Annotated in this window: 26 protein-coding genes; 11 read left to right on the top strand and 15 right to left on the bottom strand. The window is 30.7% G+C overall.

Going from position 1 to position 24,280, the window contains the following annotated elements; all coding sequences use genetic code 11:
• Nucleotides 1-3: 3 nt before the first annotated feature.
• The 4 genes from BWR22_RS02755 to trmB form a co-directional block, all read right to left on the bottom strand.
• Entirely contained in the window at nt 4-1,140 is a 1,137-nt protein-coding gene (locus tag BWR22_RS02755) for an Mrp/NBP35 family ATP-binding protein (RefSeq protein ID WP_076731911.1), read from the bottom strand.
• Nucleotides 1,141-1,239: 99 nt separating this feature from the next.
• Nucleotides 1,240-1,569, bottom strand: a complete 330-nt coding sequence (locus tag BWR22_RS02750; RefSeq protein ID WP_076731910.1) for an MGMT family protein — start codon at nt 1,567-1,569, stop codon at nt 1,240-1,242.
• Nucleotides 1,570-1,573: 4 nt separating this feature from the next.
• Entirely contained in the window at nt 1,574-2,203 is a 630-nt protein-coding gene (locus BWR22_RS02745; protein ID WP_076731909.1) for a LysE family transporter, read from the bottom strand.
• Between the two features lie 3 nt (nt 2,204-2,206).
• Nucleotides 2,207-2,881 (bottom strand): tRNA (guanosine(46)-N7)-methyltransferase TrmB, encoded by a 675-nt coding sequence (gene trmB / locus BWR22_RS02740; RefSeq protein WP_076731908.1) that lies wholly within the window; start codon nt 2,879-2,881, stop codon nt 2,207-2,209.
• A gap of 74 nt (nt 2,882-2,955) precedes the next feature.
• On the opposite strand from trmB, the gene BWR22_RS02735 reads away from it, so the two are divergent.
• Nucleotides 2,956-4,005 (top strand): glycosyltransferase, encoded by a 1,050-nt coding sequence (locus tag BWR22_RS02735; protein ID WP_076731907.1) that lies wholly within the window; start codon nt 2,956-2,958, stop codon nt 4,003-4,005.
• Here BWR22_RS02735 and BWR22_RS02730 read toward each other — a convergent pair.
• On the bottom strand, nt 3,988-5,025 hold the full coding sequence (locus tag BWR22_RS02730; RefSeq protein WP_076731906.1) for a sensor histidine kinase: 1,038 nt from the start codon (nt 5,023-5,025) through the stop codon (nt 3,988-3,990). The two genes, BWR22_RS02735 and BWR22_RS02730, sit on opposite strands and share 18 nt — an antisense overlap.
• A 16-nt stretch (nt 5,026-5,041) precedes the next feature.
• Complete coding sequence (locus BWR22_RS02725; protein WP_076731905.1) at nt 5,042-5,725, bottom strand: response regulator transcription factor; 684 nt, start codon at nt 5,723-5,725, stop codon at nt 5,042-5,044.
• A 239-nt stretch (nt 5,726-5,964) separates the two neighbouring features.
• Here BWR22_RS02725 and BWR22_RS02720 point away from each other — a divergent pair, with 239 nt between their 5' ends.
• The 4 genes from BWR22_RS02720 (at nt 5,965) to BWR22_RS02705 (ending at nt 10,674) form a co-directional block, all read left to right on the top strand.
• Nucleotides 5,965-8,262, top strand: a complete 2,298-nt coding sequence (locus BWR22_RS02720) for a lamin tail domain-containing protein (protein WP_198033387.1) — start codon at nt 5,965-5,967, stop codon at nt 8,260-8,262.
• A gap of 92 nt (nt 8,263-8,354) precedes the next feature.
• Nucleotides 8,355-9,107, top strand: a complete 753-nt coding sequence (locus BWR22_RS02715) for a T9SS type A sorting domain-containing protein (RefSeq protein ID WP_076731903.1) — start codon at nt 8,355-8,357, stop codon at nt 9,105-9,107.
• A 79-nt stretch (nt 9,108-9,186) separates the two neighbouring features.
• Nucleotides 9,187-10,167 (top strand): LuxE/PaaK family acyltransferase, encoded by a 981-nt coding sequence (locus tag BWR22_RS02710; RefSeq protein ID WP_076731902.1) that lies wholly within the window; start codon nt 9,187-9,189, stop codon nt 10,165-10,167.
• Between the two features lie 69 nt (nt 10,168-10,236).
• On the top strand, nt 10,237-10,674 hold the full coding sequence (locus tag BWR22_RS02705) for a YHS domain-containing (seleno)protein (protein WP_317042535.1): 438 nt from the start codon (nt 10,237-10,239) through the stop codon (nt 10,672-10,674).
• Nucleotides 10,675-10,831: 157 nt separating this feature from the next.
• Here BWR22_RS02705 and tyrS read toward each other — a convergent pair whose 3' ends face one another.
• The gene (tyrS, locus tag BWR22_RS02700) at nt 10,832-12,142 is read right to left on the bottom strand and encodes a tyrosine--tRNA ligase (RefSeq protein ID WP_076731900.1); all 1,311 of its coding nucleotides are present in this window, start codon (nt 12,140-12,142) and stop codon (nt 10,832-10,834) included.
• Nucleotides 12,143-12,230: 88 nt separating this feature from the next.
• On the opposite strand from tyrS, the gene BWR22_RS02695 reads away from it, so the two are divergent.
• Nucleotides 12,231-13,256 (top strand): NAD-dependent epimerase/dehydratase family protein, encoded by a 1,026-nt coding sequence (locus BWR22_RS02695; RefSeq protein WP_076731899.1) that lies wholly within the window; start codon nt 12,231-12,233, stop codon nt 13,254-13,256.
• Nucleotides 13,257-13,285: 29 nt separating this feature from the next.
• Here BWR22_RS02695 and BWR22_RS02690 read toward each other — a convergent pair whose 3' ends face one another.
• From BWR22_RS02690 to BWR22_RS02675, 4 genes are all read right to left on the bottom strand, one after another.
• Nucleotides 13,286-13,750 carry a hypothetical protein gene (locus BWR22_RS02690; RefSeq protein ID WP_076731898.1) on the bottom strand — a complete coding sequence of 155 codons (465 nt, stop codon included), beginning with the start codon at nt 13,748-13,750 and terminating at the stop codon, nt 13,286-13,288.
• A 78-nt stretch (nt 13,751-13,828) separates the two neighbouring features.
• A complete protein-coding gene (locus BWR22_RS02685) occupies nt 13,829-14,314 on the bottom strand; it encodes a DUF4296 domain-containing protein (protein ID WP_083678189.1) in 486 nt (161 codons plus the stop codon).
• A gap of 10 nt (nt 14,315-14,324) precedes the next feature.
• A complete protein-coding gene (locus tag BWR22_RS02680; protein WP_076731896.1) occupies nt 14,325-15,671 on the bottom strand; it encodes a dihydroorotase in 1,347 nt (448 codons plus the stop codon).
• A 4-nt stretch (nt 15,672-15,675) separates the two neighbouring features.
• Nucleotides 15,676-16,398, bottom strand: coding sequence for a polyprenol monophosphomannose synthase (locus tag BWR22_RS02675; protein ID WP_076731895.1), 723 nt, complete (start codon nt 16,396-16,398; stop codon nt 15,676-15,678).
• A gap of 108 nt (nt 16,399-16,506) precedes the next feature.
• On the opposite strand from BWR22_RS02675, the gene BWR22_RS02670 reads away from it, so the two are divergent.
• Nucleotides 16,507-17,154 carry a DUF4271 domain-containing protein gene (locus BWR22_RS02670; protein WP_076731894.1) on the top strand — a complete coding sequence of 216 codons (648 nt, stop codon included), beginning with the start codon at nt 16,507-16,509 and terminating at the stop codon, nt 17,152-17,154.
• Between the two features lie 23 nt (nt 17,155-17,177).
• Nucleotides 17,178-17,924 carry a uroporphyrinogen-III synthase gene (locus tag BWR22_RS02665; RefSeq protein ID WP_076731893.1) on the top strand — a complete coding sequence of 249 codons (747 nt, stop codon included), beginning with the start codon at nt 17,178-17,180 and terminating at the stop codon, nt 17,922-17,924.
• Nucleotides 17,925-18,008: 84 nt separating this feature from the next.
• Here BWR22_RS02665 and pckA read toward each other — a convergent pair whose 3' ends face one another.
• Both pckA and BWR22_RS02655 read right to left on the bottom strand, forming a co-directional pair.
• A complete protein-coding gene (pckA, locus tag BWR22_RS02660; RefSeq protein WP_076731892.1) occupies nt 18,009-19,625 on the bottom strand; it encodes a phosphoenolpyruvate carboxykinase (ATP) in 1,617 nt (538 codons plus the stop codon).
• Between the two features lie 63 nt (nt 19,626-19,688).
• Complete coding sequence (locus tag BWR22_RS02655) at nt 19,689-20,078, bottom strand: DUF423 domain-containing protein (protein ID WP_076731891.1); 390 nt, start codon at nt 20,076-20,078, stop codon at nt 19,689-19,691.
• Nucleotides 20,079-20,160: 82 nt separating this feature from the next.
• Here BWR22_RS02655 and BWR22_RS02650 point away from each other — a divergent pair, with 82 nt between their 5' ends.
• Nucleotides 20,161-21,525 (top strand): saccharopine dehydrogenase family protein, encoded by a 1,365-nt coding sequence (locus tag BWR22_RS02650; protein ID WP_076731890.1) that lies wholly within the window; start codon nt 20,161-20,163, stop codon nt 21,523-21,525.
• Between the two features lie 119 nt (nt 21,526-21,644).
• On the top strand, nt 21,645-22,115 hold the full coding sequence (locus BWR22_RS02645) for an Lrp/AsnC family transcriptional regulator (protein WP_076731889.1): 471 nt from the start codon (nt 21,645-21,647) through the stop codon (nt 22,113-22,115).
• Between the two features lie 41 nt (nt 22,116-22,156).
• Here BWR22_RS02645 and BWR22_RS02640 read toward each other — a convergent pair whose 3' ends face one another.
• The gene (locus BWR22_RS02640; RefSeq protein ID WP_083678187.1) at nt 22,157-22,969 is read right to left on the bottom strand and encodes a T9SS type A sorting domain-containing protein; all 813 of its coding nucleotides are present in this window, start codon (nt 22,967-22,969) and stop codon (nt 22,157-22,159) included.
• A gap of 76 nt (nt 22,970-23,045) precedes the next feature.
• Nucleotides 23,046-23,573, bottom strand: a complete 528-nt coding sequence (locus tag BWR22_RS02635) for a phage tail protein (protein WP_076731887.1) — start codon at nt 23,571-23,573, stop codon at nt 23,046-23,048.
• Nucleotides 23,574-23,753: 180 nt separating this feature from the next.
• Between BWR22_RS02635 and BWR22_RS02630 the strand changes: the two genes are divergently transcribed.
• Nucleotides 23,754-24,197, top strand: coding sequence for a hypothetical protein (locus BWR22_RS02630; RefSeq protein WP_076731886.1), 444 nt, complete (start codon nt 23,754-23,756; stop codon nt 24,195-24,197).
• The last annotated feature ends 83 nt before the right edge of the window (nt 24,198-24,280 follow it).

Here is a 24,280-nt window from a genome sequence, read left to right as displayed (position 1 = left end):
TTATTATTTTTTTACTGCTGAACAACCTGCCATAGTTGTTATTTTTATTGCTTCAGTTTCAGGTAAATTTTCGTTTCTATTTACCACTTCTTGCACAACATTTTGTGTTAAAAACTCGAACGCTTTTTCTAAAGGCGTCGCTGTTTGTAAAGCTGCCGGTCTACCAACATCTCCTGCTTCACGAATACTTTGCACTAAAGGTATTTCGCCTAAAAGTGGAACCTTTAAATCTTCAGCTAAATGTTTAGCTCCTTCTTTTCCAAAGATATAGTATTTATTATCTGGCAACTCTTCTGGTGTAAAATATGCCATATTTTCAATAATTCCTAAAACAGGAACGTTTATACTATCTTGCTGAAACATTGCTACACCTTTTTTAGCATCTGCTAATGCAACATTTTGTGGTGTACTTACTACAACTGCTCCAGTAATTGGAAGCGATTGCATAATACTTAAATGAATATCTCCTGTTCCTGGTGGTAAATCGATTAAAAGAAAATCTAGTTCTCCCCAAGCAGCATCAAAAATCATTTGGTTTAATGCTTTTGCTGCCATTGGTCCTCGCCATACTACGGCTTGATCTGGCTTTGTAAAGAAACCTATTGATAATATTTTTACACCGTAATTTTCTACAGGTTTCATTTTAGATTTACCATCTACAGTAACTGAGAGTGGTCTTTCGGCCTCAACATCAAACATAATTGGCATTGATGGCCCGTAAATATCGGCATCTAAAACTCCTACTTTAAAACCCATTTTTGCTAATGTTACCGCTAAATTTGCTGTAACTGTAGATTTCCCTACTCCTCCTTTTCCTGAAGCTACGGCAACTATATTTTGAATTCCTGGTATGTTTTTACCTTTAATCTCGTTTGAGCTTGCCTTAGTTGGCGCCTCTACTTTGATATTTACTTTTACTTGTGCCTTATTGTAAACTTGCTCGTGGATTGCCTTAAGTATTTCTACTTCGGTTTTTTTACGTGCTTGTAATGCAGGATTTGCAATTGTTATATCTACAATAACCTCATCTGCAAAAGTGACTACGTTTTTAACTGCTCCACTATCTACCATGTTTTGTCCCTCTCCAGGTACAGTTATGGTTTTAAGCGCATTTAATATATCTTGTTTTGTAATTTTCATAAATCTAATTCAGAATCATTCTAAGCACAAATATACTATTTAAAGCTTGAAGAATAAAGCAGTTAGTTTGAAGATTTTCTATTACTGCATCTATAAATTTTATAGTTCCTTTGTAGGGTCCCAATAAACCTTATCTAAATCTTGAATTTGATTATCTATAACTGTAATACCTTCACTTTCTAGCAATTGCTGCATTAAGTTTGTACCTTTAAAATGCTGTTTTCCTGTTAAAAGACCTTTTTTATTAACTACACGGTGAGCCGGAACGTTTTTAGAAACCGATCCGTTCATGGCATAACCAACCATTCTTGCACTTCTTGGTGCTCCCAAATAATTACCAATAGCTCCATAACTTGTAACTCTTCCATAAGGAATTTGTTTTGCCACTTGATACACTTTTTCAAAAAAATTAAGTGTTTCTGGTTTCATTATATTACCATTCTTTAACAATATTAATAAAAGTGATTATTGAAATTATTCCTGTTATAATTCCAATAATAAAATTCATCCCTTTTTGTGATTTTATTTTTTTACTGTTTATTCTTTCAAAAAAGAAAACGTATATATAAAGCATAACAAAAGTCCCAGTAGCAGCTCCTGCAACATAGGCTGCTATTCCAGTTGGATTTAATTTTATCCATTTAAAAGATGTAAAAGTTATAGCCATATATGCCTGATATGGTATTGGAAAAACATTTAATGCAGACAATAATAAACCTTGAAAAAAACGGCTCTTTTTACTTGTTACATTAGAGTCTACGTTAGGTTTATCTGTCTTTTTAGCAATTACTAAAAAATAAATTGTTATTAAAACAAACAATACAAAAGCTACACGTTGTAAAATATCTACAACATTTGGATGACTACTTAAATATCTTGCAAACACTAAAGCTATTAAAGTTTGTACAATAACAACAATACAAACACCAACAGAGAAAACTAAACCTCTTGTGTGTCCATCTTTAATACTTATTTTAGCTGCAGTCATGTTTAATAATCCTGGAGGAATTACACCTACCAAAGCTACTATTAACGCAATACCAAATGTTAGTGTTATTTCCAAGTATTATTTAATTTTGAACCTAATATACGTAATTGGTTTGTTTTGCTCCAAATATATATTTTCGTAGTGTGTTTGTATACTTGTAACCTCTTCAGGGCTTCCTTCTTGCTTATAAACATTATGGTTAGCATAAAGAACTTCGTGCCCTTCTCCATGGAGTAAGCCTAAAGTATAACCATGCATGAATTCGCTATCCGTTTTCAAATTCATTATACCATCTGGTTTTAATACTTTCTTGTAACGTTTTAAAAACTCAGAATTTGTCATTCTATGTTTAGTTCTCTTATATTTTATTTGTGGATCTGGGAAAGTAATCCATATTTCATCCACTTCATTTTCTGCAAAAGCTTTATCTAAAAGCTCTATTTGGGTTCTTAAAAAAGCTACATTAGGTATATTTTCTTCAATCCCAGTTTTTGCTCCTCTCCAAAAACGAGCTCCTTTAATATCAATACCTATAAAATTTTTATTCGGGTATTTTTTTGCAAGATTTACAGAGTATTCTCCTTTTCCGCATCCTAATTCTAAGACTAAAGGATTATTATTTTTAAAATGCTTTGCATTCCAATGGCCTTTCATTTCGTAATCTGAATCTACCAAATCTTCTCGTTTTGGCTGATATACGTTAGCAAACGTTTCGTTTTCGTTAAATCTTTTAAGCTTATTCTTACTTCCCACTACTTTAATTTAAATTTTTGGTAAAATTAAGGAAATATAAGCGAGTGTGATAATGATTATCTTTGTTATTTATTATGAAGAAAAAAATTCTTGTTGCACCATTAAATTGGGGAATTGGCCATGCCACTAGATGCATCCCTATTATACATTGGCTTTTAGACTGCCATTTTGAACCAATTATAGCAAGTGATGGTGATGCTTTACAACTTTTAAAAAAAGAGTTTAAAGATTTAACTTTTGAAACACTTCCTTCTTACAATATTGAATATTCAAAAAAAAGAAAAGATCTTAAATGGAAGTTAATAGCACAAACACCAAAAATGCTTAAGGCTAAAAAAGCCGAAAAAAAAATTACAGATATTTTAGTTGACAAATATAATTTATCAGGAATAATTTCGGATAATAGATTAGGAGTTAGAAGTGCTAAAATTCCTTCTGTGTTTATTACCCATCAACTTAATGTTTTAAGTGGCAACACTTCTAAAATTAGTACTAAAATTCATGAAATAATCATGAATAAATTTGATGCCATTTGGGTTCCAGACTTTAAAGACGAACCTAGTTTAAGTGGCAAACTTGGACACTTAACAAATAAAAACAATTTAAAAGTTAATTATTTAGGGCCTTTAAGCAGACTTAACAAAATTAAAACTGAAGTTTTATACGATGTTATGGTTTTATTATCTGGACCAGAACCACAACGAAGTATTTTAGAAAAAAAACTTATTGAAGATTTAACAAACTTTACTGGTAAAATACTTTTTGTAAAAGGAAAGATAAAAGGTAAACAAACATGTACACAAATTAAACAATTTACTATATACAACTACATGACTTCTCAAGAGCTTGAAAAAGCTATTAATGGTAGTAAAATTGTAATTTGCCGTTCTGGTTATACTACAGTTATGGATTTAGCTAAATTGAGTAAAAATGCTTTTTTTATTCCAACTCCTGGGCAGTTTGAGCAAGAATATCTTGCAGAGCGTTTTAATACTTTAAAAATTGTTCCATCATGTAGTCAAGAAAATTTTAATATTGATGAATTAAAAAGAGTTATGAATTATAAGGGTTTAAATATGGAATATAAAACACCTAATACATCAAATTTATTTAGACTTTTCTAAGGTAAAAGAAAACTCACTACCAACTCCAAATTCGCTTTCAACATAAATATTTTCGTCGTGTGCTTCAATTATATGTTTAACTATAGACAAACCTAAACCAGATCCTCCAACTTTTCTAGATCCTGTTTTATCTACTCTATAAAAACGTTCAAACAATCTTGGTATATTTTCTTTTTCAATACCTTCTCCATTATCTGTCACTCTTACAATAACTTTATTTTTTATAAGGTTTTCTACGCTAATTTCTGTTGTTCCTTTTTCTGTTCCATATTTAATTGAGTTTACAACTAAATTGGTAAGTACTTGCTGTATTTTTTCTTTTTCAGCTTTTACTAAAATAGGCTGAGAATATCTTTTATCTAATGTAAGTGTTATCCTTTTTTTAGCAGCCTTCATTTCTAGCAAATCGAACACACTTTCTATAAGCTCTAAAATATTAAAGGTTTCTATTTCTATTCTAACATCTCCAGCTTCTAATTTTGTAATCATATCTAGATCTCTTACAATATAAATAAGCCTTTCTACTCCTTTATTTGCACGATCTAAATATTTTTCTCGTATTTTCTTATCGTTTGCTGCTCCATCTATTAACGTTTCTATATAGCCTTGAACAGTAAATAAAGGTGTTTTTAATTCGTGAGAAACATTACCTAAAAATTCTTTTCTATATTCTTCTCGAACTTTCAAGGTTTCTATTTCTATTTTTTTATCTCTAGCATACTTATCTATTTCTTGAGTTAAAGTAGCCATATCTGTAGTAATTCTTTTTTTTCTAAAAGTTGTAGACTCTAAAAGAGTAAGGTCTGCATATATTTTTTTAACACGTTTATATATAAAATTTTGTACACGATATTGAATAACTCCAAAAGACAAAGCATAACAAAACAAAGTAAACAAAAGCATATTTACCCAACTAATAGTATAAAAAACGTATAAAAAAACGCTCATTGCGAGCGTTAATACGATAGTTATATATAGTGCTGTTTTAAAAGCAAACTTATAAGTTTTCCTAATCTCCATATATTTTATCTAATGGTTACTCTACAAATTTATAACCAACACCTTTTACAGTTTTAAAAGATTTATTTCCAATTTTCTCTCTCAGTTTTCTAATATGAACATCTATTGTTCTACCTCCAACAACAACTTCATTTCCCCAAACTTCATCAAGAATATCTTCTCTTTTAAAAACTTTACCTGGTTTTGATGCCAATAAAGATAATAATTCAAATTCTTTTCTAGGCAAAATTACCTCTTTTCCTTTTACAGAAATTTTATACTCTTCTCTATTAATTACAATATCTCCAATGGTAACAACAGGCGCACTTTCTTCTTCAGTTTTTAAACGTCTAAGTAATGCTTTTACTTTACTTACTAGCACTTTTGGCTTAATAGGTTTTGTAATATAATCGTCTGCACCAGCATCGAAACCGGCTACTTGAGAATAATCTTCTCCTCTAGCTGTTAAAAAAGTAATTAATGAATTTTTTAATTCTGGCAACTTCCTTATTTGCTCGCAAGTTTCAATCCCATCCATTTTTGGCATCATTACATCTAGAATAATAAGTTGTGGTTTTTCGCTTTTTGCTAAAGCTACACCTTCTATTCCATTACTTGCCGTAGTTACCTGATAACCTTCTTGAGATAAATTATAACCAACAATTTCTAAAATATCTGGCTCATCGTCTACTAGAAGTATTTTAATGTCTTTTTTATTCATTTTAATTTTACATTTCTATGTGGTAAAGATAAGATTAATCAAATAAGTTAACTTTAAAACAAAAATAATAACGATAAGTTAATATTAAAAATTTAAACACTTGTTACCCAAACAAAACAACACCATATAATAAGTTAAAATGTTATCTTATAGTTAAATAACCTTTTAAAGCTAAATAGAAATTAGAAATGGATGCTTTAAAATTAGTATATTTGTTTTCTAAATTTAATAAAACAATTATGAAAAAAATTTACTTTTTATTATTAACTATTTTAATGACTTCTGTTTCTTTTGGACAAGGAACTGAAACATTTGACAACTTTGCCGAAACAGGAAGTTCTTATGCAAATGGAACTTTTACTGGAAACGATGGCTCTACATGGACTTACGTACAATCAAGAGGAGACCAAAGTATTACAGGAAAATCTTTAATGTTAGGTAGAAACAGAACACCTCAAGCAGAACTTACTTCTGGAGTAATCACTGGTGGTATTGGAACAATTAGCTTTAACTATCAAAGAGCATTTAGTACAGCAGTAAACCTTAATATTCTTGTTAATGATGTTGTTGTCGGGAATGTAACTTCTTCAGATGCAAACGTATATAACTCTGGAAGTATTACAGTAAACGAGCCTAATAATGCTGTTATAAAATTTATTAGTGTAAATAATAGTGATGGTCAAGTTACTATTGATGATATTACTTGGACTGGATTCTCTACAGCATGTGGAGTAGCATTAAATGCTGCAACATACACTTGTAATACTAATACTGGTGGCGATAATAACGACTCTGTAACTATTGAAATTCCTTATACAGGATCTGATGCAGCAATAACTAGTGTAACTACAACCTCTACAGGAACTATTGGAGGAGATAATCCTGCAACTGTTGCTAATGGAATTATTACAATAACTGGTTTATCTGAAGGTGATGCTTGGGATGTTGCTTTAGTTGGAGGTGATTGTGGTGCAATTTCTACATCTGGAACTGTTGACGCTGCATTATGTGACCCAGTACCAACTACTTGTTTTGATATAAGCAATGGTGCTGAAACTTTTGAAATTGTTACTGTTGTACCAAATACAGCTGGAGACCAATGGGAACTTAACGCTGGAACTTACAGTTTAAATGCATATTGCGGTAGCGGATGTGCAGAAGCTATTGAAGCTTGGATGGTATTTGGTCCTTTAGACATGACTGGTGTTACAGACCTAGCTTTAGCATTTGATGCTACTGAAGCTTTTGGAGTTACAGATTTAAATATTAAATATACAAGCAATTACACTGGATGTCCTTCTTCTACAACATGGACAACTGCACAAACTATTACAGATGCAGGAACTTATAGTATAGACTTATCTGCTGCCACTGGTACAGATGTGTTTGTAAGTATAGAATATAATGACGATGGAGCAGACGGTTACTCTGGATGGGATTTAAGCAATGTAGCTTTAAATGCTTTTGGAGCATGCCCAACATTAGGAACTAGACCAACATCTAACTGTGCAGTTTGCGATGTTATTTTACAAACTGAAACTTATACATGTGCAACTAACACTGCTGGAGATAATAACGATGGTGTTACTGTTGAAATTCCTTATACTGGAACAGATGCTACAATTACCTCTTTATCTACAACATCTACAGGAACTATAGCTGGAGATGATCCTGCTACTGTTGCAGATGGTGTTATTACAATTACTGGATTAAATGAAGGTGATGCTTGGGACTTAACCATTAACGGTGGCGATTGCGATGCTACAACTGTTTCTGGTACAATTGCTGCTTCAAACTGTGATCCAGTATTTTTAGTAATTAACGAAATAAATGCAGATCCAGACGCTACAGCAGGAGATGCAAATGGAGACGGTGTAGTAGACACATCTGATGATGAATTTATTGAAATTTACAATACAGGAGTAACACCTATAGATTTAAGCGATTATACTATTGCCGATGGAGCATCAGACAGACACGTATTCCCTACAGGTACAATTTTAGCACCAAACAGCTTTATAGTTGTATTTGGAGGTGGAATACCAACAGGAATCCAATCTACTGCTCAAGTAGCTTCTACAGGTGGTTTAGGACTTAACAATGGTGGCGATACTATTACAATTACTAATAATAACGGTGTTGATGTATTAGTAGAAGTTTATACTGCAGCAGGAAACAACCAATCTATTGGTAGAAGTCCAGACTTTACTGGTGCTTTTGTAGACCATAGTACAATTTCTGCTAATCCTGTTTTATTTTCACCTGGTGTAAATAACGACGGTACTTTATCTGTAGATACTTTTAATAATGCTAACTTCTCAATCTATCCAAATCCTACAAACACAGGATTTGTAAACATTACAACAACTTCTAACGAAGCTATTACTGTAACTGTTTTCGATATTTTAGGTAAACAAGTATTATCTCAAAACGTAAACAACAATACTTTAAACGTTTCTAGTTTAAACACTGGAGTTTACATTTTAAAATTAAACCAAAACGGTGCAACAATGACTAAAAAATTAGTTGTTAAATAACACCCAATATTAACTTATTGTTAAAAGGCTGATAATTATTTATCGGCCTTTTTTTTTTATTTAAATTCGCTGCCTAACTTAAAATAACAATTATGAAAAAAATTTACTTTTTAGCTTTAACACTAATCCCTTTCTTTGGCATTAGCCAAAGTATCGTTGTAAACGGCGATTTTGAATCTTTTACTGGAAGTACTCCTGATAGCTGGACTCTAATAGATTCTGGAATTACAACAGAAGAAGAAACAGTTATTATTAATGAAGGTACAAAGTCTTTAAAAATAACAGTAAACACTGCAGCTCAAGCTAATACTGATTTCAGACAAAGTATAAATGTAACAGGAGGTGTTGAATACACATATTCTGTAGACATTTACCATCCATCTGGTGATAATGATGCTAGAGCAAGATTATACATTGATGACTACGAAAACTATTCTGACCCAACAATAACAGATTCTTGGCAAACTATAACTACAATGATAACTCCTTCTTCAGATGGAGTTATAGAAGTTGGTTTGCGTTTTTATGATGTTTCAGGTTTTGATGGATCATCAGTAATATACATAGACAACTTACAAGTTACAGATCCTACTCTTTCAACTCAAGACGTTGAAAAAGCAACTTTTTCTATGTTTCCAAACCCAACAACTAATGGTTTTGTAAACATTAAAACAAGTAATAACGAAACAACACAAGTTGCTGTTTACGATATTTTAGGAAAGCAAGTTATTAATACTACTTTAACTGCAGAGCGTTTAAACGTATCTTCTCTTAAAGCTGGTGTTTATGCTGTAAGATTATCTCAAGGTAATACAGTAACAACAAAAAAATTAGTAATTAAATAATTACAGTTTTTATACTTTTTAAAAGAGCGTTACCAATGGTAACGCTCTTTTTATTTACTTTTGTTTTTCAATTTGAATAATGATAGACACAAACCAAATTTTTAATATTAAAACCGAAGCACAGTTTAACACTTTAGCTTTGCAAGTGTTTAAATTTCAGTTTGAAAACAATCCTGTTTATCGTTCGTTTTGTGATTTATTGTACAAAAACCCAAGCGATATAAAAACAGTTGAAGAGATCCCGTTTCTTCCTATTCAATTTTTTAAATCGCATCAAGTAATAAGTTCCCAAAAAACTATAAAAAAAACATTTAGCAGTAGCGGAACCACTGGAAGCGTAACTAGTAAGCATTACATTACAGATTTAAAGGTTTACGAGGATAGTTTTAACAAAGCATTTGAAACCTTTTATGGTCCTATAGAAAACTATGTTGTACTAGCATTACTACCTAGTTATTTAGAGCGCGAAGGTTCTTCTTTAATTTACATGGTAGACAGCTTAATTAAAGACTCTAAACATACCGAAAGTGGTTTTTACTTAGATAATCTTTCTGCTTTAAGTACAACCTTAAAACGCTTAGATGCAGCAGGCAAAAAGGTACTACTTATTGGCGTATCGTTTGCTTTATTAGATTTAATTGAAAGCAATACATTTAACCTCAACAATACCATTATTATGGAAACCGGAGGTATGAAGGGCAGAAGAAAAGAACTTATTAGAGAGGAGTTACATAGCATTTTAAAACAAGGCTTTGGTGTAAACGCAATACATAGTGAATATGGTATGACCGAGCTTTTAAGCCAAGCTTATTCTAAAGGGCATGGTGTTTTTAATTGCCCTAATTGGATGCGAATTATTACTCGCGACACAGAAGATGCATTAACCATACAAAACACTGGAAAGACAGGAGGTATTAATGTTATAGATTTAGCAAATATTAATTCTTGTTCTTTTATTGCTACTCAAGATTTAGGACGTGTAAATAATAATGGTAGTTTTGAAATTATTGGACGATTTGATTCTAGCGATATTAGAGGTTGTAATCTTATGGTCTTGTAATAGATAACTTTAACAAAACCACACTTGTAAAGTTTTCGTATATATTTCGACAAACAGATTATGAAATATATGCTTTATCTTTTTTTATTTGGAATAATAACAGCACAGGCTCAAACCGATTACAATACTAAAAACGGTTTTGTTGCTGAAGGTTACGACGTTGTTTCTTATTTTAATAACAATCCAAAAGAAGGTAATAATAGTTTTACTACTAACTACGACGGCGCACAATTTAAATTTGAATCTCAAGCCCATTTAGACACTTTTAAAGCAAACCCAGATAAATACATTCCGCAATATGGTGGTTATTGTGCTTATGCTATTGCAGAAAAAGGAGAGAAAGTATCAATAGATCCAGAAACCTTTGAAATTAGGGATGGTAAACTTTATTTATTCTACAATTCGGTCTTTGTAAACACCTTAAAAAAGTGGCAAAAAAAAGATGTGAAAGGTTTAATAAAAAAAGCCGACCAAAGTTGGAGAACTATTGGTTATAAAAAAGATTAATAGTTATGAAAAAGAGAAATTAGTTTTAGTTGGTTGACTAATTTTTAGGAGTCCGTTTGCAGCTTTGCAATCGGGCTTCTTTTATTTTAAGTGTTATAAAAAAACCTCATTACTAGATAGATAATGAGGTTTTAACTTTTTAATTAAATAAATACAACTATACTACTTTAATAATATAAGTGTTTTTCTTTCCTTTATTTAACACTACATACTTACCATTAATTAAATCTTTATTGGTAATTAAATAAGTATCGTTTACTTTTTCTTTATTTACAGAAATAGAGTTCTCTTTTAATGCGCGTCTTGCTTCACCATTACTTGCTAAAAAATTAGTTTTTGCAGCTAATGCAGCAATCATATCTAATCCTTCTTCTAAATCTGCTTTAGATACTTCGGCTTGAGAGACACCTTCAAAAACATCTAAAAACAAGCTTTCGTCCAGCGTTCTAATATCTTCGTTAAAAGTTTTACTAAATAATATTCCAGAAGCTTTTTCAGCATTTAAAAAATCGTTTTCAGAGTGTACAAATATAGTTACCTCTTTTGCTAAACGTTTTTGCAATAAACGTAAGTGTGGTGTTTCTTTATGTTCTTTTATTAAATCTTCAATTTCATTTTTTGATAAAAAAGTAAAGATTTTTATATACTTTTCGGCATCAACATCTGTAGTGTTTAACCAAAATTGGTAAAATTTATAAACCGATGTTTTGTCTTTATCTAACCAAATGTTTCCACCTTCACTTTTTCCAAATTTAGAGCCATCTGCTTTAGTTATTAATGGACACGTCATTGCATATGCTTTTGCTTGGTCTTCACCTTCATGCATACGTCTTACAAGTTCTGTTCCCGTAGTAATGTTTCCCCATTGGTCGCTACCTCCCATTTGTAATTTACAATCCATGGTTTTGTATAAATGGTGAAAATCATAACCTTGAATTAACTGGTATGTAAACTCTGTAAAGCTCATACCAACACTTCCTTCTTCTCCAGAAAAACGTTTTTTAACTGAGTCTTTAGCCATCATATAATTTACTGTAATACGTTTTCCAACATCACGTGCAAAATCTATAAAACTAAAGTCTTTCATCCAGTCGTAGTTATTAACTAAAACCGGTGCATTTTTATTAGAAGATTCAAAGTCTAAAAAACGAGATAAAACACTTTTTATTCCTGCAACATTGTGAGCTAATGCGACTTCATCTAATAAGTTACGTTCGTCACTTTTTCCAGAAGGATCTCCAATCATTCCAGTTGCACCTCCTACTAAAGCCACAGGCTTATGTCCTGCTTTTTCTAAGTGAACTAATAAAATAATTGGCACTAAACTACCAATATGTAGAGAGTCGCTTGTAGGATCGAAACCAATATATGCAGTGGTCATTTCCTTATTTAATTGCTCTTCTGTTCCTGGCATGATGTCGTGCAACATACCTCTCCAACGTAATTCTTCTACAAATGTATTAGCCATTTTTTAATTAATTATAAATATTAAGTCGCAAAGATAAAAATAGCTATATAATTAACTTACAATATTGAATATTTATTACCTTCGAAGTATGATTTTAGTTACTGGAGGAACTGGTTTTGTAGGCGCACATTTGCTTTTTAAATTGTTAAATGAAAAGCATAGTGTTCGTGCTATTTATAGAAATGAAAAAAAGTTTGAAACTGTAAAACGTATTTTTTCTTATTATTCTAATAATGTTGAAGCTCTTTTTAATAGTATAGATTGGGTAAAGGCAGATTTAAACGACATTCCTTTATTAACCGATGCGTTTAAAGATATTACACATGTTTACCATTGTGCTGCATTTGTATCGTTTGAACCCGATAAATTTAATTTACTTAAAAAAACAAATATTGAAGGCACTGCTAATATTGTTAATTTTTGCATTGCAAATAACATAACTAAACTATGTTATATAAGTTCTATTGCTGCTATTGGTGAAGCTAAACCTAATGAGATTATTAACGAAGATACAGAATGGAATCCAGAAGCAGACAATAGTGTTTATGCTATAACAAAATATGGCGCAGAACTAGAAGTTTGGCGTGGTACACAAGAAGGTATAGATGCTGTAATTGTAAATCCTGGTGTTATTATTGGTCCTGGAATTTGGAAATATGGCAGTGGCTCTATTATTAAAACTATACATAAAGGTTTAAAATATTACACAAAAGGTAGTGTAGGTTATGTTGCTGTAAACGATGTGGTAAATGCTATTTTTTTATTAATGCAAAGCAAAGTTAAAAACGAACGTTTTATTTTAGTCTCTAACAACTGGAGTTATAAAAAATTCTTGACTATTTGTGCTAATACTTTAAATGTTAAACCTCCTAAAAAGGAAGCTAAAAAGTGGCTGCTACAAATAGGTTGGAGATTAGATTGGTTAAAACATAAAATTACTGGCAAACGCAGAATACTCACTAAACAACTAGTAGATTCTTTACTTTCAGATTCCCAATTTAGTGGTAATAAAATTAAAGAGTTTGTAGATTTTGAATATTCTAATTTGGAAGATGAAATAGAAAGGACTTGTGAGTTGTATTTGGAAGATAAAAGCCTCAAAAACTTAAATTAAGGTTTGAGACTAAATTGGTTATCAAATTTCTAATCTTTTGGGCTTAAAGTATCAGATTTAACTTTAATTATATTTTCTCCACTAAACCCATTATCAATTTTCTTTAAAACCATTTCTAATTCATCATAAGAATCAATTTTTAAAAGTTTACTTTCACTTGCATTACGATCAAGTTCAAAAACCCAGCCATTACCTACCCTATCCAGTTTTAACATATGTAAAAACTCTTTTTTACTATAACTATTTAATAGAAAAGAATCTAAACGTCTTTCTATTAATTTTGGATCTATTTCTTTTTCTATAGATAAGGACATTTCATAGAGAATAGAGTCGTTGTTTTTGATACTATTAAATTCATTCTTATTAAAATGAATATAATCCTTAATGTTTTTAATAGACTCTCTTTTACTTTTTGCACTAGAAAAGGGCAGATGTGTTACGCAAGAAAATGCAAACCAAAAAGTTATAAATATAAAAAGAGATTTAATTTTCATTTAATTTGTGTTTAATTTACATATTGACAACACCTATAATTAGATAGAAAAAACATGTGAAGTTTATTTAAATAGAAATTAATCTGTAATTTTTTTAGGTATTAATTTAGTAGCGTTTAAAGACTTTAATTGCTTATTATTTAAGTTCTTTCCTTTTTCTATTTTAGCTTTAGCATTTTTAATAGAATCTTTAATCTTTTTTTCTGCTTTTTCTTTTTCAAGAATTTCTTTATAGCCTTCCCTTATTGCTGTTAAACTATCTTTTACACGATTATAAATAATATCGTATTTCTTTATATCGTATGCATAATAGGCATTGCTCTCTGCAAATGTTAGACTATCGGTATTATTTTTATCGTAAATGTATTGGTCTGGAACAATGCCATTTTTTTCAATTTTACTCTTATTTACTCCTTTTGCCGAAGACATAATTGCCATATCTACCAAGATATTTACCATATTATCTTCTGTGATAAGGTTTTTTGGCTTTTCGGGTTTTTCAACATTAAAACAAGAGCTCAACGTTAAAAATACTAGCAAAAATAACAAGTGATTTATTTTCATAACCGTTATTTTACCTATTAAAAGTTAGTTGTTTTGCATATTTAGCATCGTAAAACTTAAAGTTTTTGTATGCTAAACCTCCATTTACAAAGGTATGTGTTATACGAGATTTAAATGTTGTACCTTCAAAAGGAGACCAACCACATTTATATAAAATATTGTCTTTTTTAACTGTCCAAGGATTGTTTAAATCTACTACTACTAAATCTGCATAATAGCCTTCTTTTACATAGCCACGTTTTTCAACTTCAAATAAAATAGCAGGATTATGAGCCGTTTTTTCTACAATCTTTTCTATAGAAATTTGGCCACGATGGTGCATTTCTAACAAAGCAGGTAAAGCGTGTTGTACTAATGGTCCTCCAGAAGGTGCTTTTGTATACACATTATTTTTTTCTTCAATAGTGTGTGGTGCATGGTCTGTTGCTATTACATCTATTCTGTCGTCTAACAATGCTTTTAATAATTGTTCTTTATCTTTTTCTGTTTTTACCGCTGGATTCCACTTTATTAAAGTGCCTTTTTCATCGTAATCTTTATCGCTAAACCATAAATGATGGATACAAACTTCGGCAGTAATTTTTTTATCTTTTAAAGGTATTTTATTTGTAAAAAGAGCCGTTTCTTTTCCTGTTGAAAGATGAAAAACGTGTAATCTTGCTCCTGTTTTTTTAGCCAGTTCAATAGCTTTAGAAGATGATAAATAACAAGCTTCTTCGCTCCTAATAATTGGATGTAAATTTACTGGTATATCGTCACCGTAACGTTCTTTATAAATCTCGGTATTAGCTTTAATTGTTGCTTCGTCTTCACAGTGTACAGAGATTAACAAATTTGTGCTAGAAAATATTTTTTCTATCACTTCTGGATTATCTACTAACATATTTCCTGTAGAAGAACCTAAAAATAATTTTAGTCCTGCAACTTGCTTAGGATCTACTTTTAAAATTTCGTCTAAATTATCGTTTGTGCCACCAAACATAAAAGAATAGTTAGCATAAGCTGTTTCTTTTGCAATAGCGAATTTATCGTTAAGTTTCTCTATAGTTGTGGTTTGCGGATTGGTATTTGGCATTTCTATAAACGAAGTAATACCACCTGCAATGGCTGCACGAGACTCTGTTTCTATATTTGCTTTATGTGTTAAACCTGGTTCTCTAAAATGAACTTGATCGTCTATCATTCCTGGAAGTACATATTTGCCTTCTGCATCAAACACATTTACATCTGCCGACTTAGCACTTATAGAGGTATCTATTTGGGTAATAAACTCACCTTCTATTAGTATATCTCCATTAAAAATGGTGCCTTCGTTTACAATCTTGGCGTTTTTAATAAGTGTTATTTTATTGCTCATTTTATTATTTATTGAATAAACTTTTTAACTTCATTGATATTACTCCAAATATGGCCTCTGAAATAATACCGGTACTTAATTTAGACTGCCCTTTTGTTCTATCTGTAAAAATAACTGGTACTTCAACAATTTTAAAATGTTTTAAATAGGCTTTAAATTTCATTTCAATTTGAAATGCATAACCTATAAATTTAATATCGTCTAAATTTATATTTTCTAACACTTCTCTTTGGTAACATATAAATCCAGCGGTGCTATCTTTAATTCGCATTCCTGTAATTAGTCTAACATACATTGATGCTCCATAAGATAAGATAATTCTACTTAAAGGCCAGTTTACAACATTAACTCCTTTTACATATCGTGAACCAATGCTTATATCTGCTCCGTTAGTATAACAAGCGTTGTACAACCTTATTAAATCCTTTGGGTTATGAGAGAAATCGGCATCCATTTCAAAAATGTATTGATAGTCTCTTTGTAAACACCATTTAAAACCATGAATATATGCAGTACCTAAACCAGATTTTTTATTTCTAACCTCTAAGAATAAAGAATTAGAATATTTTTGCTGGAGTTCCTTTACTTTTTTAGCTGTGCCATCTGGAGAATTATCGTCTACAACCAAAACATGAAATGCTTTTTCTTGCTTAAACACAGCCTCTATAATAGATTCTATATTTTCAATTTCATTATAAGTTGGTATAATTACAACAGCGTCTTGCATTTCCTGCTTTTAATTTGAGACAAATGTACATATTTGGGAGTTAGTTTTTTATAAATATTTCTTAATAAATGATGTGACTCCTTAAGAATTTTATAATAATTTTACAGCATGTTAAGAGAAGTCCTTTCTACTGAATTATATACAATACTATTAGTAATTTGCTTAATTATAGTTGCTATAGCTAAATTTTTGTTTCCTAAAAGATTTTACGATTTTTTATCGTTATTAGTAAACTTTCGCTATTTAAAAGTGTATTCTAGAGAACAAAAGTTTTTTGATTTGTTTGAAGGACTCCTTTTTATTAATCTTATACTTGGCCTGTCTATATTTTGTTTACTATGTTTTAACTTAAACGTAAACATAGTAGAATCTAATTATTTATTACCTCCAAAATTAGCTTTTGGTATTGGCGCTTTATTACTTATTAAAATTTTATTAGAGCGTTTAATAGGCAGTATTCTTAGTATAGATACTATAATAGAAAGCTATATTTTTCAAAAAGTAAGTTATAAAAATTTTATAGGATTACTATTAATTGCTATAAATGCTATTTTAATTTATTCGTGGCAACCAACGTATTTTAACACCACTTTATTTGTTATAATTTTATTAATAATAAACAGCTATGGCATATTATTATTTATAAAAAATAATCTAAAAAAAATAAAAAGGAATTGGTTCTATTTTATTTTGTACCTTTGCGCACTCGAAATTTCACCTTATCTAGTTTTGTATAAGTTATATACGCTACAATAAGGCCTAAAAAAGCTATTAAAAATATGAAAGTGAAAACCATTTTAGTATCGCAACCGGAACCTAAAATTGAAAATTCGCCATATTTCGACTTGTCTGAAAGACAGAAAGTTAAAATAGATTTTCGTCCGTTTATTCATGTTGAAGGTGTCCCATCTAAAGAAATAAGACAACAAAAAATTGATCTTAGTAAGTTTACTGCTATTATTTTAACAAGTAGAAATGCCGTGGATCACTTTTTTAGAGTGGCCGAAGAAATGCGTTTTAAAGTTCCAGACAGCATGAAATACTTTTGTCAATCTGAAGCTGTCGCATACTATCTACAAAAATATGTGGTATATAGAAAGCGTAAAATATATGTTGGTAAACGTACATTTACAGAGCTTTCGCCATTAATTAAAAAGTATAAAGACGAATCATTTTTATTACCTGCAGCAGATAAATTAAAAGCAGAAGTACCTGAAGTTTTAAACAAGCTAGGTGTAAACTGGAAAGAAGCTGTATTTTATAGAACGGTAATTAGTGACTTATCTGATTTAGAAAATGTAACTTATGATATATTAGTGTTTTTTAGCCCAAGTGGTATAGATTCATTATTTCATAACTTCCCAGATTTTAAACAAAACGACACACGTATAGCAGTATTTGGTAACACAACAATTAAAGCTGTAGAAGCAAAAGGATTAAGAGTAGATATTGCTGCTCCAACTCCAGAAACACCTTCTATGACAATGGCTTTAAAAAAATATATAACTGCTGCTAATAAAAAATAATATTCTATAATTATAAATAGATTAAAAAAAAGGCTTCTCTATTAATAGAGAAGCCTTTTTTAGTTTAGCAGATAATTATTTATTTTAGTAACCGTAGCGTTGCGGTCCACCACGTCTTATTTCTTCGCTTGCATTATCTTCAAACTGTTTAAAGTTTTTTCTAAATGCATTGGCTAATTTAAATGCTGTATCATAATAAGCTTTATCGTCATTCCAAGTTGCTCTCGGGCTCAATACTTCGGTTGGTACTCCAGGACATGTTCTAGGTTGTGCCACACCAAATACAGAATGAATGTGATAATCATCGTAATTATACAAGCCTAAATCACCATTTAAAACAGCATTAATCATGGCACGAGTGTATTTTAATTTCATACGTTTTCCAACACCATATGCACCACCAGACCATCCTGTATTAACTAACCAAACATTTACATTTGCCTCAAGCATTTTTTTACTTAACATCTCGGCATATTTAGTTGGATGTAATGGCATAAACGGCGCTCCAAAACAAGCAGAAAAAGAAGGTTGTGGTTCTTTTACTCCTGCTTCTGTTCCTGCTACTTTTGCAGTATATCCAGAAATAAAATGGTATGCTGCTTGAGCTGGTGTTAATTTAGATATTGGAGGCAATACACCAAAAGCATCTGCTGTTAAAAAGAAAATGTTTTTTGGGTTTTTACCTATAGATGGTTTTTTTATGTTTTCGATATGATATATTGGGTAACTTACACGGGTATTTTGTGTAATAGAAGTATCTTCAAAATCTACTTCTCCTTCTGCATTCATTTTTACATTTTCAAGAATAGCACCTTCTTTTATTGCTGCAAATATTTCTGGTTCTTGTTCTTGAGAAAGGTTAATTACTTTAGCATAACAACCGCCTTCAAAGTTAAACACAGTGTTTTCTGCTGTCCAACCATGCTCATCATCACCTATTAAGCTTCTTTCTGGATCTGTAGATAATGTAGTTTTTCCTGTACCCGATAATCCAAAGAAAATTGCTGTATCTCCATCTTTACCTACATTAGCACTACAGTGCATTGGTAAAGTGTTTTTAAATACTGGAAGTATAAAATTTAAAGCAGAAAATATTCCTTTTTTAATCTCTCCTGTATAACCAGTACCACCAATTAAAGCTATTTTCTTTTCAAAATTTAAAATTGCAAAATTATGTTGTCTAGTACCATCTTCTTCTGCAACTGCCATAAATCCTGGAGCATTTACTATGGTCCACTCTGGACTAAAGTTTTCTAACTCTGCTTCTGTAGGACGTAAAAACATATTATACGCAAACATGTTGCTCCAAGGATACTCGTTTATAACACGAATATTTAGTTTATAATCTTCGTCTGCACAAGCATAACTATCTCTTACAAACACCTCTTTTTCAGATAAATAATCTACAACCTTGTTATAGAGTTTATCAAACTTATCAGCATCAAAAGGGATATTAATATCTCCCCACCAAACGCGGTCTTTTGTAATATTGTCTTTTACAATAAAACGATCCATTGGAGATCGCCCAGTAAATTCACCTGTATTTACAGCAAGTGTTCCATTGGCTGTTTCTACACCTTGATCTTTCTCGATTGTAATTCCTTGTAATTCTTTAGGACTTAATTGATATCGAACAGTAGCATTCTTAATACCGTACTTTTCTAACGAAATCGTTTTCATAGATTGTGTATGCGTTACCATAGTTTATATTATAATTTATATGCAAAATTACACATAAATATGAGATTTTGATAAAATTATATATTATTTATCAGTCTTTTTTACAAATTCAATAAATAAAAGCAGCCAAGACAAGATAAGTAATAACCCGCCAATTGGCGTAATAAAACCTATTGAGCTAAAATTAATTGCAGTTAATCCATTTGTTGCTAAACAATAAATTGATCCAGAAAAAAATAAAACACCAAAGCCTATTAAGTAAAAAATATATTTTTTTGTTTTTTCTGAAATACTATTAAATCCTCCTATAAATAACAAAAAAAGAGCATGATACATTTGATAACGCACTCCAGTTTCAAAAGATTGAAAGGATGAAGGCGATATTTTAGGTTTTAAACCATGAGCTGCAAAAGCTCCAATTATAACTGCTAAAAGACCAAAAACAGAACCAAGAATTAACACCTTTTTATTCATATATATTTATATTTTAAGATTAAATAACACTTCAATTTATTACATTCGCATTAAAACTCAAAAATACTTAACAATCCATAATATGAGAAATATTTTAGTTATTGGTTCTGGAAAATCTGCTTCCTATTTAATAAAATACCTTTTAGATAAATCTGAAACCGAGAATCTTTATATTACAGTTGGAGATTTAAATATTGGAAATGCTTCCAAACTTATAAGAAATCATAAAAATGCAACTGCTATTGCCTTGGATGTTTTTAATCAAAAATCTAGAGTAGAAGCCGTTAAAGCTGCAGATATTGTTATTTCTATGCTACCAGCTCGTTACCACATTGAAGTAGCTAAAGATTGTATTACTTATAATAAAAATATGGTTACTGCATCTTATGTTAGCGATGAGATGCAAGCATTAAATACACAAGCAATAAATAAAGGCTTGATATTTATGAACGAAATTGGAGTAGATCCTGGTATTGACCACATGAGCGCTATGCATGTTATAGACCGTATAGAAGAGCAAGGCGGAAAATTAATTTTATTTGAATCTTTTACAGGTGGATTAGTTGCTCCAGAAAGTGATAATAATTTATGGAATTACAAATTTACTTGGAATCCAAGAAATGTGGTACTTGCAGGACAAGGAAGTGCTGCTAAATTTTTACAAGAAGGAACTTACAAATATATTCCTTACAATAGATTGTTTAGAAGAACAGAGTTTTTAGATGTTGATGGTTTTGGTCGTTTTGAAGCTTATGCAAATAGAGACTCTTTAAAGTATCAAGATATTTATGGTCTTGAAGATGTTAAAACATTATATAGAGGAACAATAAGACGAGTAGGCTTTAGTCGTGCTTGGAATGTATTTGCTGCTTTAGGCATGACTGATGATAGTTATACTATAGATGATAGTAAGAATATGACTTACCGAGATTTTGTAAATTCGTTTTTACCTTATAGCCCAACAGACTCTGTAGAGTTAAAATTTAGACATGCATTAAAAATTGATCAAGACGATATTATATGGGATAAATTTGTTGAGTTGGATATTTTCAGCGCAAAAAAAATGGTTGAACTAGATAAGGCTACTCCTGCTCAAATTTTACAAAAAATACTAATGGATAGTTGGACACTTGAGCCTACAGATAAAGATATGATTGTAATGTACCATAAATTCGGGTACGAATTAAACGGTAAAAAACACCAAATTGATGCAACAATGGTAGCTCTTGGCGAAGACCAAACCTATACGGCTATGTCTAAAACAGTTGGCTTACCAGTTGCCATTGCAACATTGGCAATACTAAATAATAAAATAACTACTCCTGGAGTTTTAAGACCAATAAACAAAGAAGTTTACGAACCTATCTTAAAAGAACTTGAAGAATACGGCATAATTTTTAATGAAAAAGAAGTGCCATATTTAGGATATAATCCTTTACATGTTTAATAAATTAATTCACACCTAAAAAAAGCTCTATTATATATATTTACATAAAATTAAATAACAATTTTAGTTTAGTACTATTTTAGTACTTTTATGTTTTAATTTGAAAACACAAACAAGCCTTGAAAGTTATAAATCAAAACATACACATAGATGGTATCGATAAGAAGATACTTCGTGCTTTAATGACAGATGCAAGAACTTCTGTTTTAGAAATTGCTAGACAGGTTGGTATTTCTGGTGCGGCAATACATCAACGCTTAAGAAAACTTGAAAAATCTGGCTTAATAGCTGGATCAAAATTTATAATAAACCCTAAAGTTTTAGGTTACACTACAATGGCTTTTGTTGGCGTATACTTAGATAAAGCTGTTAGCAATCCAGATGCTGTTAAACAATTAAAAAAAATACCAGAAGTTTTAGAATGCCATTACACTACAGGAAATTGGAGTATTTTTATTAAAATACTTTGTAAAGATAATGAGCATTTAATGCATCTATTAAATAGCGATATTCAATCTATCTCTGGTGTTTCGAGAACAGAAACATTTATCTCATTAGACCAGCAAATTGAAAGACAAATTAAAATATAAAAAAAGCTCCTTTAAAAGGAGCTTTTTTTATATTCATTATACTACTGAATAATAAGTTTTTTTACTATTGACGCACTTTCTGTAGAAATATTAATTAAATATAAACCAGAAGATAGCTTAGAACTTAAATCTAAATTTTTACCTGTAGTTATTCCATTTAAATTTTGAGAAGTAATAATACGACCGTTAATATCTGTAACAGTTACATTTTTTAAAGATATACTAGAGTTTTTAATTGTAATATTTCCGTTAGATGGATTTGGAAAAATAGAAATGGCATTTTCTAACATTGCAAACGCTTCTATATTTAAAGTTTCTCCAATTGTTACATTAATATTATGAAAACCAAAATCGGTATTATCACTTATATCTGGTTGTATAATTTTAAATTCAGAAATATTCATTGCATTGGTTGTGTTAGTTATATTAATTGCTCCACTACCAAATAAATACTCTTGATTTGCTGAAATTTCTGCATCATCTTGATTAACAATAGATATAAAACCATCCTCTAAAGTATCGTAATCAATACCATTTAATGTAAAAGCTACTGGGCTACCGTTTTTAGTAATTGTTATAAAAAAAGTATTAATAGATGCGCCACTACCAAAGTAAAATATTAAATCATTTCCACCCAAATTATCTAAAGTTTCAGCACCAGAACCAGGAACATCGGCTGTTAATATATAAGTGTCTGTACCATCTGTTAATGTTTCGGTAATAGAAGTATTATTATCAACAGCATTATCGATAGTGAAATTTAAAGTTTGAGCATTACCATTAAAATAAAACAATAGCAAAAAGCAACTAAATGTTAATAAGGTTTTTGTTGTAAAAGAGTAATTTTTCATCATATATATTTATTTAAAATTAAATTGAAATTCAGGAAAAATAAAGGCAAGAAAATACATTACTTGCCCTTAATTAATATTAATTTCGAGGTGGAAAAATACCCACCAAAGCAATAATATAGTTTACAGATTGATAAGGCTGGATATTATTTACAGGTAGGTTTCCTCCAGTTTTTCCAATTGTAACACTATCTGCAGCCATTGTTGCATTTTTTCCCATAGCAAATACACCACCTTCAGCTATATATGCATTTTCTGGATTAGGTCCAGTATTCTCTCCTCTAGGAATTGGGCTTACAGCTTGCACTGCTCCTGTATGATTATGTTCTGGTAATTGATTTACTGATAGTTGATTTGTTTCAGAACCACCTTTTTGACCCAATCTAACAGTAGTTAAACCTGGACCAGTACCTGCGTGAATAGGCACTCTACCTCTAAGATCTGGCAATCCAAAAGTTGTCCTACCATCACCTCCATATGTTGTACCTAAAAGAGAAAATAGTGCTTGGTTTTGTGCTATTGATAATAATTGGCCGTCACATAATGCCCAACCTCGTGGTGCAAAATTACCTGCAAACATAATAATTTGTGCGATGTACTGTTCCATAATATTAAGTTTTTGTTGATTAATAACATCCTCAAATATACTGACTATCAACACTTTAAAATAGAGAGAAAACACTCGAAGCATAAAGCAAGTATAAATACCTGATTTTTATATCGATCTATTTATTTAAACTTAATTTCAGTAACTTTAAATTCTATTAATCGAAAAAAACCTAATATTATGAGTACAAGACCAGTTGATATTGATAAAGCAATAATATATGCTAGGAAATGGCAACACGAAAATACAACGCATGCCAAAGCCTTTTTAATTCCAGCAGGCGATCTTATTGCTTGTTTAGAAGAAATGGAAGTATTAGTAAACGATGGAGATGGAAATTATACACTTAATAATGTAGAGAATTCTGGAGTACGCACTTATATGGCTATTAAAAGACCAGAAGGAACACCAGCAAGTCCAGAAACTGAAAAATTACTAATTGTAGGCACAAAGGTAGATTGCACTGGTAAGCACAGAGATATAATAGAAGGCGAAAGGCCATCAGGATGTAAAGATAAGGCTGTAGAAACAGCTGTTTCTGCACTAAAAGGAAGCGGTGTTTACGATTTTACTGCTCCATGTCCAAGTGAGTGTGACCCTAATAGTCCTTTATACAACCCATAAAAATTTGAAAAAAATATTTGATGACGTATTTGAAAATTTAGGTGTTATTCTGCTATTTATAAATGCATTACTTTACTCCTATA

This window comes from Lacinutrix venerupis (assembly GCF_001971745.1).
Classification (GTDB): Bacteria; Bacteroidota; Bacteroidia; order Flavobacteriales; family Flavobacteriaceae; genus Lacinutrix; species Lacinutrix venerupis.
This window is presented reverse-complemented; position numbering and strand designations above follow the sequence as displayed.